This window comes from Nonomuraea sp. NPDC050783 (assembly GCF_040802095.1).
GTDB lineage: Bacteria > Actinomycetota > Actinomycetes > Streptosporangiales > Streptosporangiaceae > Nonomuraea.
The window spans coordinates 73,464-86,928 of sequence record NZ_JBFAHK010000029.1 but is presented as its reverse complement, the minus strand read 5'-3'; the positions used below and the strand labels follow the sequence as shown (position 1 = coordinate 86,928).

Below are 13,465 nucleotides of genomic sequence, written 5' to 3'. Positions count from 1 at the left end.
TTGCTACTCGAAGGATCACGCGATGGCCGTCTTCATTTCACGACGCCACGCCTGTGACCAGGTCAAACTCGTACACCACTCCCGTGGACGCAGCCCAGGTCAGAGGAGGATGATCTCTTCTTTCAAGCGGGCCAAGTTGACCGAACGTAGCCCCGGACCCAAGAAGGAACTGAGGGTGCGGACAGCGCCTTGAGGTCATCAGGGCGCGTCGCGGCACGCCGCCCGGTGAGGTGCCCGCCGGCGGCGACCTGACCGTCTGGCCGGATGCCGCCGCCACCCCGCCCGACGACCGCTCCTTCGACCTGTGGCTCGCCCTCGGGATGGTGTGCCTGCACGAGCCCGGTCGCGGCGGACGCTGACCGCTGGGAATAACATGGCCGGAGGCTCGCCTCCGGCCCTTCCCGTGCGCGTAGCCTGTTCATGCTCACCGGCGACAGGAGAGCTTGACCATGCGCGAATGGATCGGGCTGTACTACCCGCACGTTCATTTCCGGGACGAGAACTGGCTGAAGCTGACCGCGCTTTACTGGGACCGGCTCTATCGCTTCAACGCCGACGACCATGATGACTCCTTTCCTGACATTTACGGGGCCGAGGTAGAACTGGTCGCTCATGGATTCGTCAGGCCCACCATGCCCCGGGAGCGGGACGTGCGCGTGGCGGCCAGGCGGTTCCTCAAGGCACTCGACGGCGTTGACCTGTCTCGTTACGAGCTCCCGCCGTCCGAGGCGTACAATCATCACACTCTCCGCGCGGGGTTGGCGGTGTGGAAGGCCGCACCACGGCTCATCGACCAACTGGTGGACATGGACCTTGCCGCCCGGTCGTCCACCACGTCCGGGCGAGTACGGATGCACAGGAGCCTCGCCACCGCCTATCTCCTGCTGCTCGGGTCCTTGACGGCGCCCGGCTACGGCGCCGCTCCGCTGACGGACGACGAAACCGATCTGACGGCGTCCAGGCTCGGGGCGAGGCGGCTGGTGGCGGGCGTACTGAATCGGCCCGCGCCCGAGGTGGAGGCCGGCGAGCGGACCGCGATGCTGGTCAACCTGTCCGTGACAGCCGTGCTGCCACGGGACATCAGAGAGATCTCGGTGGAACGGATCATCGATTTCAGGCGTGAGTACGCCGGGGAACGCGCGAGGTTCAGGGACGCGGTGGACGCCATGGTCGTCGAGAGCACCACGCTCGACGACATCCGGGAGCGGGAGATCCTGCTCGACCACCTGCAGTCGCGCTTCGAGACCCGGATCAAGCCTGCTCTGGACGATCTCCAGCGCGCCATGCGGGGCCGCCGGATGGAAACGATGTGGGGTGCGATCAACGTACAGGCGGCCGCGCCACCGGTGGCGACCGGCGCGCTCGCCGTGCTTGCCACCCAGCCGACTCCCGCGCAGGCGGCGGCGATCGGCCTGGGCGGCTTCGCGTTCGGGGTGTGGGCGGCGGCGCTGCAACGGCGGCGGCTGCGTGACCAACTGCTGCGCGAGTCTCCGATGACGTACCTCCACCAGCTGCACAAAGGACTGGATCCCCTCCGGCTGGCCGAACGTGCGCGCGCCGCCGCACAGCGCTTCGTACCTCCACCGGATGGCCCACGCAGGCAGTTGGTGGGTAAACGGTCCAAGTCGCAACAGAGGAGGATCAACGGCTGAGCATTCACGGTTGGCAGTCAGGGCACCAGACCGTTGTGCGGCCGGTGATCCGGCGGCGGAGCAGGGAGTGCCACAGCGCGGGCAGGGATTGCCGGGCTCGTCACGAGCCCCGGTGAGCCAGGCGTCACGGGCGGGCACGCACCCGGCCTTGATCGCCTCTCGCAGGACACGGTGCATCGCCCTGTACAGCGCGGCACGTTCGGTGGTGTCCAGATCTCCCACGGTACGCAGTGGATTGACGCGGGCCTGCCAGCGGATCTCGTCCGCGAGCAGGTTGCCCAGGCCGGCCTTGACACGGTCGGCGAGCAGGCGGTCCGGCGCGAGAACACCAGTCGGCTCACCCAGATGATCGCCGGCCTCGAAGCCCGCCTCACCGAGCCGGCAGCAGGCTGCCCAGGGACGCCTCCCGGCTCCAGGTCCCAGATGAACGCGTAACCGCCCTCCGCCCGGCCGAGGTCGGTGACCGCGGGCTGGCCGGGGACGTACCGGTAGAGCTTGGCGCTGGGATGGGTGCCGAGGTAGACGCTGCCGTCGGTGGCCGTGGCCGCCGCCCAGCCGCCGACGGTCGGCGTGGCAGCGGAGTCGGGGATGGTGATCTTTCGGGTGACCTGCTCGGTGGCCAGGTCCACCACGGCGAGCTGCGGGTTGACGTCGGCGGTGCCGGTGTAGAGGGCATAGGCGCTGCCGCCCGCGAACGTGGTGGCGTTGGGCACGCCGCTCTCGATCTGCACCCCCAGATCGGTCACCTTGGAGGTGATCAGCACCTCGTCCCAGTAGGCGGTGCCCACGTCGGCCACGCCCGAGTAGACGAGGGCCGAGACGGTGGCCGTGCCGGCGGGCGCGACGCCCGAGGTCGTGACGCGGTTCCACCGCCGGCCCGTCGCCGCGGGGTCGGCGTCGGTGACGTGCGCCGTGGTCCGCCCGTCCCAGGTGACGGCGTCGACGCCGCCAGGGCTGTGCGAGCCGCTCCAGCCGGTCAGCCCGTCGTCGAAGCCTCCGTTGACGATCCGCAGGTCGGCCGCGGCCGCCGGTGTGAACGGCGCGGCGAGGAGCGCCGCCAGGAGCGCCGTGGCCGCCGCTCCGCGCAGGGCGCGCCTCACGCGCCGCCGCCTTCCGGGTGGGCGGACGGGCGTCGAGCGTGCTGCCGGACCGGCTGCGCCAAGGGACCCTCCGGGGAATGCCGCACAGCACCACCTCCGCGGGTGTTCGTTGGTGCGCAATGACGGGCCCGGTCGTAACTTTGCGATCGGAATCCGTCAATGGTGCACTTTCCGCGGGGCGGAGCCGGAGAGCGGGTCCGGGTGAGGCGCGTCCTTCGTGCGGCTGGATCGTTCCGATGCGCCGCTTGGCCACCGATCCACGACCCGCTCCGAACCGTCAGGAGGTGCGGTGCGGGCCTGGACCGGCGGGCATCCCGCGCTCCTACTCCTTGACCGACAGCCGCTGGACGTCGGTGCCGTCGAGCTTGACGGTGTTCTCCGGCATGGCCGAGTAGGTGCCCGCCGAGGTGACGACGTACTTGGCCTGCTCCGGGTTGAGCAGCGAGGCCGGCGAGTCGGGATAGGTCTCCAGGAACAGCATGTAGGTGACGCCTGACTTCAGCGGCGTCGTGTCCGCCTCCTCATAGGTCACGCCGTTGAGGGTCCCGCCGAGCTCCTTCACCTGGATGACCTGGCCGATCCGGGCGAGCCCCTTGTGCACCTTGAGGATCTCGACCGAGCTGACCGTCATGACAGTGGGTGGACCCGCGGGCGGGGTCGCGGTGTCGGGCGTGGCGCCGGCGTTCGGGTTCAGCTGGGGGTCGGTCTCGGTGGCGTCGTCCTCGGGTTCGACCTCGGTCATGACGCGTTTGATCCCGGTCAGCCGGCCCTCGATCACCAGCTTCGAGCCGGCGAACAGCGCGTCGGCGCTGTCGTAGGCCGGGTAGTCGGCCTCGTAGAGGACCGTCGTGTCCTCCGCCGAGCACGCGGACAGAAACAGCGCGGCCAGGGCGGCCGCGCCGAGCCGCCGTATTGCAGCCTTCATCGGCTTCGACTCCGTTCTTCTCGTGAATATCGTCGATCGAAGCCGGTCAGTAATAGGCGTTGACGTCCGAGACGTCGTGCGCCTGGGGTTTGGTCATCGAGTCGCGGTTTCTGCTTCTGTTCATGATGGAGGTGGTGCTGTTGTGCGCGAGATTCAGCGCGTGGCCGAACTCGTGGACGAGCACACCCGTCACGTAGTTGGAGAAGTTGTTCGCGTCCCGGTTGATGGTGCGCACATTCAGTTTGATGTAGAGGCAGCTGTCGCCGCACCTGGTGTAGTGCCCGTACCAGGTGTTCCGGTACGACTTCACGGTGATCGTGGAGCCGGAGTGCCGGTTCTTGTAGAGGTTGGCGGGTGAGGAGGTGGCGTTCCAGTTGGCCAGCGCCTTGTTCATCGGCGCCTGCCAGGTGTTGTTGTAGTTGTAGGGGTAGACGCCGATGCTGGCGATGAGCTGGCCGGTCCCGTTCCAGTGCGCGTACGCGGGGGTCGCACCGACGCTCACGCAGAGGACCCCGGTAAGGGTCACGGCCAGCAGTCGCGATGCTTTCCCTTTCGCGCTCCTGGCGCGCGTGTCGGACGATGCCATGTATTCACTTCGATTCTTCTCGGGCAGCGCGGAACAGCATGACGGACGGAGTGATGCGGCGGCCCGCGGCCGTGCTCGCACAAGGGGCCGGCGCGGTACGGAAGTCACCCGTGACGAAACACCGTGAACGATGAACCGCGTTACGTCGGCGGAAAGCGCTTCAACGCTGCGACGTTACTCGAAGCGCCGTTATGCGCACAAGATCAACGCAGAGTTCCGGAAACCACTGTCTGCGTGACGTAGGCCGTGGTGACCCGCGGACGAGGACGGGGGAAGAGCAGCGCCGCAACTAGAAGGGGCGACCGGAACGGCGATCCATCGCACCGTCGTAGATCGCGCGCAGCCATGCCCGGCGAACCTCCGGCAGCTGTGCCGGCGTGTGGAGGAACGCGTCCCGGTCCGGCCGCCGGTCCAGCGGGGGCAAGGGTCTTCGCCGGCGGCCCCTGGGGAGCAGGAGGTCGAGGACGGGGCGGAACGCGTCGGCGACGGGGCCGTCGGGGACGACGACCCGCGTACCGCCCGACGCCGCCAGCACGCGGGCCGGTACCGCCGCGACCGCCGCCACGGCCACCCCGAGGGCTCCGGCCCCACCGCGTAGGCCTGGGGCTCCAGGAGCGCGGGAAGCAGGTCGTGACCGTACCCGTGATGCGCGTGGTCGGGGAGGGCGACCCGTGACAACGGCGAGGTCAGCGCCGCACCACAATGCGATGGGGCCTTCCCCGTAACAGACGGCGCGTCACCGTTCCCCGCCGGCCATACGCCGGAGCGCTTCGGTGAGTCCCTCGTCGGCCAGGTGGTCCAAGACCTCGTTGCCCACCTGCGGGCTCAGAGCCTGGAGCCTGCGGATGGCCGCCATCCCGGCGTCTGCGTCGTGCGCCTCGATGGCTGCGGCCAGCTCGTCCATCGCCACCCGAGCCGCGGTCCGGGTCACCGGATCGAGCTGGGCCGCTGCCCTCTTGATCACGTCCATGGCTTCCTCCTGCCACTGGCGATCGTCACCGCGCGCAGACGGCGAGCAGCGCGGCGTCCAGGGCCCGGGCGTGCGCGGCGGCGTGCTCGGCGTCGCCGAGGCGGTGCCGCAGGTCTCCGGCGTGCAGCAGCACGGCGCCGTCCGGCTGCCGGGCGACCGTGATGCCGGCTTCGGGCAGCGTCACCCCGCGCACCCCGTCGCCGAGGTCGCGGCTGAGGTCGATCAGCTCGGGCAGCACCAGGCCGGCGGCGGCCTGCGCGACGGCCAGCCGCTCGCGCAGCTCCCGCGCCTCGCCGGCGGCGCGCTCCCGGCCGGCTTGGGCGTCGGCGACCGCGGCGCGCAGCCGGTCCACGGGGTCGGGGAACGCAGGGACAGCCATGGGCGGTGAGATGGATCATGGTGCGCATGGTCGCCGCGACCTGCGGAAACACTGAAGATCGTGTTGTCGCGCCGGACTATCCCGCCATGTTCGGGCCGAAGAGCTCACTCGACACGGTTGGTCGTGCACCGCCCTGATCTGCTTGAGCAGCCCGTACCGCTGATGACTGTCCCGTTGTTCCTCGCCCCCCGTGTGAGGAGTTCGCCGACGCGCTCAAGAGCTTCGACAGCGGTTCCCCTCATAGCCCCGGGCAGGTAATCGGCGTCGGTGGTGCTGACCCCCGATTGCATAGTCGACCTGGGGCCGCTAGGTCCGGAGGATCGACTGGAAGCCGCGGCTCCGCCACTCGATGGTCCAGGGCTTCGCTGGCTGACCTGCGAGCGGCCCATGACGGCCCTGCTCGTGTCGATCCCCGTCAAGGCTGACGCAGACCGGGCGCTGTTTTGGGCCGGTCTGCTCGGTGGGCTTGCCTTTTCGTTGGTCCTCTTCGTCGCACAGTTGCTCATCGACTCGCGCGGCCGGTGAGGTAGGCGGTGTGGGTGAGCAACGCCACTGCCGGCTATGTCGAGGCGGCGCGCAGCATCGCGGCAACGGCCGCCGCGTGGTCAGGGTCGGCCATCACCTGACCTCGGTTAACCAGGGGGAAGTGGGCGTTGTAGGCGGCCGTCCTGGCGTCGGGTGACAGAGCGTGGCGTACTGATCTCCCCGCCTGCCAGCGCGGCCGGATTGCCTCCCGCTCCGCTTCGCCCGGGCGGTGGTGCCACTTGCAGCTCGGGCAGGCCGGCATACCGGTCGCGGTATCGATGGAGAAGATGTTGCGCCTGACGTCCGGAGAGCGGCGTGGATCGGCAGATGGGCCGGCCATCCACGCGCCGGTGGCCTGGTCGATCGGATGGCCGGTCAGCTCCGACTCATAACCGCGGATGAGCTCGGCGAGCGGGGAGTCGTGCCCGACCGGCCCCCTCTCGCCCCGCTCGGCCGAAGCCAGTGCGGCGGCGAGCACCGGGTGGTCAGCCACGCCGGCCAGCTCGCACTGGCGTCGGGCTTCGGTGACCGCGGCCCGCCACTGGAGGTCAGGAGAGGCATGGTCGATGGCGTCGGCGAGCTCCCGGTGGAAGGCCCGCAGGGCGTGCCGGGTGAGCGGGTCGCCTTCCCGAGGATCGTCGGGAACCGCGTCGGTGATGACCCCGCCCAGCAGCGGCCCGTCCAGCAGTGCGGGGGTGAACAACACGCCGGAGATACGACTGGCCAGCGCGAGGGCCGCGGCAACGGAGCCGGACAGGTACTGAAACTCCTCATCCGGTTCGGGTTCCAGGCCGAGCTCGCGCATGTCCTCATTCAGTGCGTCGGGGTGGCTGCCCCAGCGCTTCTGGGGTGTCTGCGGACGGAAGGCCGTGCGAATCCGGCCGTCCGTAGCGTGTTCGAAGTCATGCGAAGTCGCGTAGTTGTGGCGCATGACGGAGACGGCCTCACCGCCGTCGCGGGTCAGCTCGCGCAGGGTCTCGGGCCGGGTCCCTTCCCAGCCGCCGTACTCGAAAGCGATCGTCCAGTCGCCGGCCCGGGTCACCAGCACCATGTCGCAGCAGCCGGCGGTCTCCTCGATGCGCTCCATGAGCTCCTCGTCGTCCACCAGGTGGATGTTGCCGTCGGCCACGCCGAACCGCCGGAGCGTCTCGCGCTCGTCCAGGTCGCGGACGAAGGTGAGGGTGTAGATCTCCTCCCAGTCGTTCTCCCACGCGTAGTCCGCGGACGTGATCTTGCGCATCGGGTCCCTCGCTCCCTCTCTGTCATGATCACGGGTGAGTATGGCAGGCGGATCCGACATCCCCGACGGCAGAAAGAATCGGCTCCTCACGCGTGCGGCTCAGCAGTTCCACCTCGGATTCAGGACGATGGACGAGACGCATCCAGCGCCGCTGGGGAAACCTCCACCGGACACCCGGACACCCGGACGCGCCGCTACGGACACGGTGGATGAATCGGCTTTCGCATGATCCTGTTGCGCTCGCAGGGGCACTCCCGCATGCCGTTCGTCCATGCTGGGCCGGCGGGTGGCCGATTGATCACTCAGCAGGTTCAGGCCGGGTCACTGGGGCTTCTGCCGGTCCGCGGCGGGTTCGGAAGGCGAACCGCCGTACCGTACCGCCGTCCTGACGGCGGCCGTCCCGCATGCCCGCGGCCGCACCAGCGGTTCGGGTGGCGTGCGCGGCGGCGGCAGGGGGCGGGCCCGTCTCGGCGGGGCCGGGAGCGGGCCGGCGGGTGAGCAGGCCGGTGAGCCGGTAGGCGGCGTGGCCGTCCAGGGCGGTGTGGCCGCGGTCGTAGCGCTCACCGCCCGGCGCATCGACTCGTGGGCCTCGACCTTCGGAACGGCACTGCGGGAGATCCACGAGCGCTCCCCGAAGGGGAAGATCCTGGTCACCGGCTACGGAGCCTACATCCGCCCCGGCGGATGCTGGCCCACCCAGCCCGTCTGGGCCCGCGACGCGGACCACCTGCAGAGCCTGGTCAACCGGCTCAACAGCAGCCTGCGTGCGCAGGCCGAGGCCCACGATGCCACCTACGTCGATCTCACCTTCGTCGGGATCGGCCATGACATGTGCGCCGCCCCCACCGACCGCTACATCGAGGGCCTCATCCCCACCGGCCCCGCCACGCCCCTGCACCCCAACACCCAAGGCATGGCCGCCTACGCCGCCGTCATCGCGCAAGCCGCCCGTTAGCGACGTGAGCCACAGGCCCCGCAATCGTGACCCGCACGAGGGGTTCAGTACAGCGGCGACCAGCCCGTCCCAGCCGACTTCCGGTCCCGACCGCACCTACCGGCACGGCCCCGCCCTGTTCGGCGGGGATGTCGTGGTCCGCGGGGTCATGCGGAGTCGGAGACCGGCGTGCTGCCTGGCCATCCACATCGCCGAGATCCTGCGAGCCCTGAACGACCCCGCCGCCGAACCTGACCTGTGGTGTGGACGACGGCGTCGGCCGGCACCTCCTGGAAGGGTTGGTCATCCTCAACGACCTGTCTCAGCGCGGCGTCGCGGTCAAGGTGCGGGAGGGCATCGTGGGCGACGAGCACACCGAGTGCGAGCAGGGAGAATTCATCCGGCCATCACCCTCGGCGGCGGGAGTCGTCAGCGTGCGTTGCCCGGTCGCGCAGGCAAGCCATCGGCCGTTCGCGGTGGGCCGGCTCTCCACGTGATGGAGGTCGGCAGCGAGAGCCGCTCGCCGCGGACCTCCTCGAGCTGTTCCTGGGTTTCCTGGCTCGAAAGCGCTTCCAGACGCGTTCCTGGCGGATGTGGGCGAGGCCGGAGCCGGTGTCACGCCGACGTCAGTCGTGACGGTGCGCTACCGCCTGTTCCGTTCCGTTGCTGGAAGCGGCCTCCCGGTCGGCGGTTCGTCGAAGCCGTCGCCTTCCACACCTGTCAGGGCCAGGCACGCCGGGACGCGCGCGTCTACGTCGTCACGATCCGCTTGTCATCCGAAGTTGACGTCGCTGCACAGGAAGTACTTCTGGTCCATGTGCGAGGCCTTCCAGATGGTGACGATGACGTGGCGTCCGCTGTAGCCGGAGGTCTGGACATCGGTCTTGTAGTTCAGCTGGGACGGGTAACGGCCTGTCTGTTTGATGAAGTCCAGGTCGTCCCAGCCGATGGGTTCGATCGAGGGGTCGAAGCCCTGCTTGGTGATGTAGATCTTCAGGTAGTCGGCGCCGTGGCGGGCGACGTCTTCCAGGTTGATGGTGAAGTTGCTGCTGATGTCGGTCATCTTCCACGGGCCGGGGTTGTCCATGGGGGCGTAGCGGCCCATCTCGGCGCGTCCGGCGCTGCAGATCTGCCCGTTGGGGACGACGTGCTCGATGTCCTCGCCGAGGTTGTTGGCGTAGAGAGCTCTCCAGTTCCACATGGCGTCGGGGCTTTGGTGCCAGGCCCGGTAACACATGGGGTCCTGCTCCAGCATGCCGGGCGCGTCGGGGTAGGGCCAGCGGGTGATGCAACCGTAGTTGCGGGTGGCGGGGTCGATGACCGTGCCGTGGGCGAAGGCCGGGCCGGCGTTCTGGGGAAGGAGGGCGAGCAGTGCGACCGACAGCAGCACGGCCAGGCGCCGGGTCATGCGACGCGTCGGTAAGCGTGAGGGTGCGAGGTTCATGGCGCTCCTTGTTCCTGGCTCAGCCGCTTTGCGCTGAGCCGTTGTGTGCGGGTTTTCGTGGCCAGGGCAAGGCCGGCCGGATGTGGTTGTCGTGGTGCTCATGGCACCTGCCGGGCGGGTTGGGGTGCGTGGCTGTTGTCACCTCCCGTGGTCGAGGTTCGGGGAGTCCTCAGTAGCGTCGCCAGGGCCCATCGGCCGGGTCCCAGGACGGCGATGAGCAGGAAGGCCCAGCAGAACAGGGCGGCCAGCTCGCCACCGTTCTGGATCGGGAAGACAGCCTGCGGCTGGTGGACGACGAAGTAGGCGTAGGCCATGCAACCCGAGCAGATGACCGCAGCAGGGCGGGCGGCCAGACCCGCGACGACGAGGATGCCGCCGATGAGCTGGATGAGCGCTGCCCACCAGCCGGGCCACTGCCCGATGCTGGGGGCTTGGCCATGCGGGCCGCCCAGAACGTTGAAGAGCGTCGCCACGCCGTGACAGGCGAACAGCAGTCCCACCACGAACCGGTACAGGGCCAGGAACGAACCTTGGTGCTTGACCACGAGCTCCATGGCAGCGCCTTTCTGCGAGGGGATGATGGACCGGCCTCCGGCAGGCGAGCCGATGTCCGGACGTGACCCGCCGTGCAGCGGGACGGGAGGCGACGGCGGACCGTCACGATCCGCCGTCTGAGCTTCTCGGGGGCAGGCTGGATGCGACGACCAGCGCCCCTGCCACGAGCACAGCGTTCTTGACGATGAATTCGCCTTCGATCGTCAGAAGAAACGGATTTCCATGCTGGAATACGCTGGCCGGCTGTGAAATCAGCGCGAACAGTGTTCCCAGCAGGTGAAGCAGAATGGCTGCGAGGACGGTGCGAGGCAGCAGATTCGCGATCAGCGCGATTCCGGCAGCGGCCTCGAAGACGCCTAAGGCCGCGACTGTGAACGAGGGCGATATCGGCAGGAAACGCAGGGTTTCAGCCACCAGTCCGGCCGCTGGGCTGACCTGGGCGAGCTTCAGCGCGCCGAACCAGACGAAGACAAGGCCGATCGCCCATCTCATGAAAGTAGGTGAATACCGGCGCAAGAAGATGAGCGTGGTTTTCTCTGCCGTTGCGAGACGTTCGGCCATTCGGTACGCGGGTGAGCGGTCGTGGACAAGTCCCATGGATTCACCTCGTGGGCTGTGCGCGCGCGTCAGCGTGGCGCTCGCGTTTCGTCAGCGGTGCAACCGCCCGCCGCGTCTTTTGCGAAGGGCTCGACGCTCCAGGTCGCTTCTTCGCGCCGGAGGATGAGGTCGCCGCTTTGCTCGCCGTGCACCCATACGGCCCGTGCGATCCCCGTGGAGATATTCTGGACGGCGATAATCTGGTAAGGCTTGGCTGCCGCCGAGGTCGCGCAGGCTGTGCTTTGCCTGACGAATGCCTGTTGAGGAATGCGACTCCTGGCCGAGGAGGTCCACATTTGCCAGGCCGCCGTCCAGTCGCCGGCGGACAGCAGATCCAGATAGCTGCCGGCGGCGGCCTCCATCTGCGCTTGCACGGCGAGATCCGGTGATGGTGACGGCGCGGCTGAGGGATGCGTCGACATGGAGACGTGATGATCGTGATGATCGTGCGGCGATGCCTGACAGCCGGTGAGGGGTAAGGCCATCAAAGCCAAGATGATCCAGAGCCGTTTCATACCGTGCTCTTTCGTAGCTGCTCGTGCGGCAGGATCGTCACCTCACGAGGAACGGGAAATGCGCGCAGGCCAAAACAATCTTCCACGGCAGGCGTGGCGATGACACGACTCGGACATCATGCGGTCGAGCCGCGACGGCCGGGAAACAGCGCGGTTCCGGAAGGTGACTCATAGGGCATGGCGCGTCATGACGAGCGCGCATTCCGCAGCGAATGGTGCTCGCGAGCGACGCCCGCTGCCCGAAGGCTGGTGTATGCCTTAAATGCCTCGGCCGGCCGAGAGAAGGGGCACGTCCGATGTTCTGGCGAGCGTATTTCTGCGTTCCACTGCTGCCTCCGTGAAGGGTGGGTCTTCATGCCGCAGGGCATTCCTGTCGGCGGACGTTCCTCAAGCGGTGCAAGCGCTCGACGACGTCGTGAGGGGCGACGCGTAAGGTGACCTTTGCGCGGTGTCCTTACCGTGCCTTTCTCTAAGTGTCCCAACCTTTCTTTCGTGTGTCAAGAATGTGTAGTGCAAGTGATTGTCAAATGGGTCCTCGCGCCATCCGGGCATGAGGAAGCGGCTATGAGCCGGCACGTGGAGAGAAGGTTGTACATTTCACGGCTTGCCGACTGCGGCGACTCTTTCCGGGGCCGCGGATCCGCGGAGGCCAGGTTTCCGGCAGCCGTGCCGCTCGTGTCTCCTCAGATCTTCGCTCTCTCGTCGGGCGCCGGGTGAGGAACAGCGCCAAGCCTTGGCGGGGAATTTTATAGGGAACGAAAGTAAACTATGGGTATGGCGAAGGGATCGGGGTCGGCAGTGGCGGTGCACGGTGGGGGCAAGGGGGCTGTCGGGCTGATCCGTATGGCGAGCGAGCCCGCTCTGGTGGGGGCCGCGGGCGATGACACACGCGCCAGGATCTTCGCGGAGATCCTCACCGCGGGTCCGTTCTCCAGGACCGAGGTGGCCAAACGGCTCTCCCTGTCGCAGTCGACCGTGACCAAGGCGGTCAATCCCCTCATCGAGATGGGTTATCTGCTCGAAGTCGGGGAGCGCAGCTCCGGCAACGGCCGTCCTCAGCGGATGCTGAAGGTCGCCGAGGATCGGTATGTGGTCGTCGGAGTCAAGCTCGCTCCCGCGCATGTGACGGTGGTGCTGACCGACCTGAGCGCGTCCGTGCTGGCCCGGCATCGGCAGTTCATGGAGGCCGGCTACTCCCCCCAGGCCGGGGTGGAGGCCGCGGTGCGTGGCATCGAGGAGGTGCTCGACACCGAGCCGGATGCCAGGGAGCGGGTGCTGGGGGTCGGCGTCGGGCTGGGCGGTCACGTGGACGCCGATCTCGGGCGGTGTGTGCACTCGGGCGTTCTCGGCTGGGATGACGTGGACGTCGCCGGGCTGTTCAGCGCCGCGCTCGATCTACCGGTCGTGGTCAACAACGACGTGAACGCGCTGGTGGTGGCCGAGCGGTGGTTCGGCGCCGGCAGGGACAGCGCGTCCTTCGCCGTTGTGACGGTGGGGGCAGGCGTGGGCTGCGGCCTGATGCTGGGCGGAGATCTGTACACGGGGGTTTCCGGCTTGGCAGGGGAATTCGGGCACATGCCGCTGGAGTCCGATGGGCTGCTGTGCAGTTGCGGAAACCGCGGCTGTCTGGAAACCGTGGCCTCTGACCTGGCGATTCTTCGCGACATCTCCCAGCATGCCGGGGTGCCATGCACCTCGATGGAGGAGGCCGTGCGGTTGGCGCGGTCGGGGGACGACATCGCCCTGAACGCGTTCGCCGCGATGGGGAGGTCGCTGGGGCGGGGCCTGGCCACCCTGTGCAACCTGCTCAATCTGGATAAGATCATTTTGACCGGTGAGAGCATCGGTTCCTACGACCTGTTCGGGGAGGCGTGCCAGGACTCGCTGCGTGACCACGGTTTCTCCAGCGCCGCCGACGACTGCGTTGTCGTCGTTCATGACGCCGACCATTCGCTCTGGGCGCGCGGAGCCGCCTGTCTGGTGATCAGGGAGTCGGTCTACGCCGCCATGTGACGAACGCCGGGACCGGCCCCGATGGGTCGG

General features: G+C 68.2%; 15 protein-coding genes and 1 pseudogene. 6 read left to right on the top strand and 10 right to left on the bottom strand.

Annotated features, from left to right (window positions below):
* Positions 1–230 precede the first annotated feature (230 nt).
* Positions 231–359, top strand: coding sequence for a hypothetical protein (locus AB0H75_RS44120; RefSeq protein ID WP_367806858.1), 129 nt, complete (start codon positions 231–233; stop codon positions 357–359).
* Positions 360–449: 90 nt separating this feature from the next.
* The gene (locus AB0H75_RS44115; RefSeq protein WP_367806856.1) at positions 450–1,652 is read left to right on the top strand and encodes a DUF6236 family protein; all 1,203 of its coding nucleotides are present in this window, start codon (positions 450–452) and stop codon (positions 1,650–1,652) included.
* 201 nt (positions 1,653–1,853) lie between these two features.
* Here the strand turns inward: AB0H75_RS44115 and AB0H75_RS44110 are convergent.
* The 5 genes and pseudogenes from AB0H75_RS44110 to AB0H75_RS44090 form a co-directional block, all read right to left on the bottom strand.
* Positions 1,854–2,522, bottom strand: a pseudogene (locus AB0H75_RS44110) (hypothetical protein); the annotation flags it as partial.
* Positions 2,523–3,074: 552 nt separating this feature from the next.
* Positions 3,075–3,677 carry a hypothetical protein gene (locus AB0H75_RS44105; RefSeq protein ID WP_367806854.1) on the bottom strand — a complete coding sequence of 201 codons (603 nt, stop codon included), beginning with the start codon at positions 3,675–3,677 and terminating at the stop codon, positions 3,075–3,077.
* Between the two features lie 46 nt (positions 3,678–3,723).
* Complete coding sequence (locus AB0H75_RS44100) at positions 3,724–4,179, bottom strand: matrixin family metalloprotease (protein ID WP_367806852.1); 456 nt, start codon at positions 4,177–4,179, stop codon at positions 3,724–3,726.
* Positions 4,180–4,999: 820 nt separating this feature from the next.
* Complete coding sequence (locus AB0H75_RS44095; protein WP_367806850.1) at positions 5,000–5,233, bottom strand: hypothetical protein; 234 nt, start codon at positions 5,231–5,233, stop codon at positions 5,000–5,002.
* 25 nt (positions 5,234–5,258) lie between these two features.
* A complete protein-coding gene (locus AB0H75_RS44090) occupies positions 5,259–5,612 on the bottom strand; it encodes a hypothetical protein (RefSeq protein ID WP_367806848.1) in 354 nt (117 codons plus the stop codon).
* 387 nt (positions 5,613–5,999) lie between these two features.
* Here AB0H75_RS44090 and AB0H75_RS44085 point away from each other — a divergent pair, with 387 nt between their 5' ends.
* Positions 6,000–6,137, top strand: a complete 138-nt coding sequence (locus tag AB0H75_RS44085) for a hypothetical protein (protein WP_367806846.1) — start codon at positions 6,000–6,002, stop codon at positions 6,135–6,137.
* A 34-nt stretch (positions 6,138–6,171) separates the two neighbouring features.
* On the opposite strand, the gene AB0H75_RS44080 is transcribed toward AB0H75_RS44085, so the two are convergent.
* Complete coding sequence (locus AB0H75_RS44080; protein ID WP_367806844.1) at positions 6,172–7,377, bottom strand: DUF6461 domain-containing protein; 1,206 nt, start codon at positions 7,375–7,377, stop codon at positions 6,172–6,174.
* Between the two features lie 541 nt (positions 7,378–7,918).
* On the opposite strand from AB0H75_RS44080, the gene AB0H75_RS44075 reads away from it, so the two are divergent.
* Together AB0H75_RS44075 and AB0H75_RS44070 are read left to right on the top strand one after the other, a co-directional pair.
* A complete protein-coding gene (locus tag AB0H75_RS44075; RefSeq protein ID WP_367806842.1) occupies positions 7,919–8,332 on the top strand; it encodes a GDSL-type esterase/lipase family protein in 414 nt (137 codons plus the stop codon).
* A gap of 242 nt (positions 8,333–8,574) precedes the next feature.
* Entirely contained in the window at positions 8,575–8,808 is a 234-nt protein-coding gene (locus AB0H75_RS44070) for a hypothetical protein (RefSeq protein WP_367806840.1), read from the top strand.
* 275 nt (positions 8,809–9,083) lie between these two features.
* Here the strand turns inward: AB0H75_RS44070 and AB0H75_RS44065 are convergent, their stop codons facing one another.
* The 4 genes from AB0H75_RS44065 to AB0H75_RS44050 all read right to left on the bottom strand — a co-directional run bounded on the left by AB0H75_RS44065 (position 9,084) and on the right by AB0H75_RS44050 (position 11,422).
* Complete coding sequence (locus tag AB0H75_RS44065) at positions 9,084–9,719, bottom strand: lytic polysaccharide monooxygenase (protein WP_367806838.1); 636 nt, start codon at positions 9,717–9,719, stop codon at positions 9,084–9,086.
* Between the two features lie 134 nt (positions 9,720–9,853).
* Complete coding sequence (locus AB0H75_RS44060; protein WP_367806836.1) at positions 9,854–10,309, bottom strand: DoxX family protein; 456 nt, start codon at positions 10,307–10,309, stop codon at positions 9,854–9,856.
* 103 nt (positions 10,310–10,412) lie between these two features.
* Entirely contained in the window at positions 10,413–10,907 is a 495-nt protein-coding gene (locus tag AB0H75_RS44055) for a DoxX family membrane protein (RefSeq protein ID WP_367806834.1), read from the bottom strand.
* A gap of 29 nt (positions 10,908–10,936) precedes the next feature.
* Entirely contained in the window at positions 10,937–11,422 is a 486-nt protein-coding gene (locus AB0H75_RS44050) for a hypothetical protein (RefSeq protein WP_367806832.1), read from the bottom strand.
* Positions 11,423–12,196: 774 nt separating this feature from the next.
* On the opposite strand from AB0H75_RS44050, the gene AB0H75_RS44045 reads away from it, so the two are divergent.
* Positions 12,197–13,435 (top strand): ROK family protein, encoded by a 1,239-nt coding sequence (locus AB0H75_RS44045; protein WP_367806830.1) that lies wholly within the window; start codon positions 12,197–12,199, stop codon positions 13,433–13,435.
* The last annotated feature ends 30 nt before the right edge of the window (positions 13,436–13,465 follow it).

Excerpts from the sequence above, each read along its gene's own strand:
- AB0H75_RS44115 (WP_367806856.1), top strand. The coding sequence starts at position 450 with ATGCGCGAATGGATCGGGCTGTACTACCCGCACGTTCATTTCCGGGAC.
- AB0H75_RS44105 (WP_367806854.1), bottom strand. The coding sequence starts at position 3,677 with ATGAAGGCTGCAATACGGCGGCTCGGCGCGGCCGCCCTGGCCGCGCTG.
- AB0H75_RS44095 (WP_367806850.1), bottom strand. The coding sequence starts at position 5,233 with ATGGACGTGATCAAGAGGGCAGCGGCCCAGCTCGATCCGGTGACCCGG.
- AB0H75_RS44090 (WP_367806848.1), bottom strand. The coding sequence starts at position 5,612 with ATGGCTGTCCCTGCGTTCCCCGACCCCGTGGACCGGCTGCGCGCCGCG.
- AB0H75_RS44085 (WP_367806846.1), top strand. The coding sequence starts at position 6,000 with ATGACGGCCCTGCTCGTGTCGATCCCCGTCAAGGCTGACGCAGACCGG.
- AB0H75_RS44080 (WP_367806844.1), bottom strand. The coding sequence starts at position 7,377 with ATGCGCAAGATCACGTCCGCGGACTACGCGTGGGAGAACGACTGGGAG.
- AB0H75_RS44065 (WP_367806838.1), bottom strand. The coding sequence starts at position 9,719 with ATGACCCGGCGCCTGGCCGTGCTGCTGTCGGTCGCACTGCTCGCCCTC.
- AB0H75_RS44060 (WP_367806836.1), bottom strand. The coding sequence starts at position 10,309 with ATGGAGCTCGTGGTCAAGCACCAAGGTTCGTTCCTGGCCCTGTACCGG.
- AB0H75_RS44055 (WP_367806834.1), bottom strand. The coding sequence starts at position 10,907 with ATGGGACTTGTCCACGACCGCTCACCCGCGTACCGAATGGCCGAACGT.
- AB0H75_RS44050 (WP_367806832.1), bottom strand. The coding sequence starts at position 11,422 with ATGAAACGGCTCTGGATCATCTTGGCTTTGATGGCCTTACCCCTCACC.
- AB0H75_RS44045 (WP_367806830.1), top strand. The coding sequence starts at position 12,197 with ATGGCGAAGGGATCGGGGTCGGCAGTGGCGGTGCACGGTGGGGGCAAG.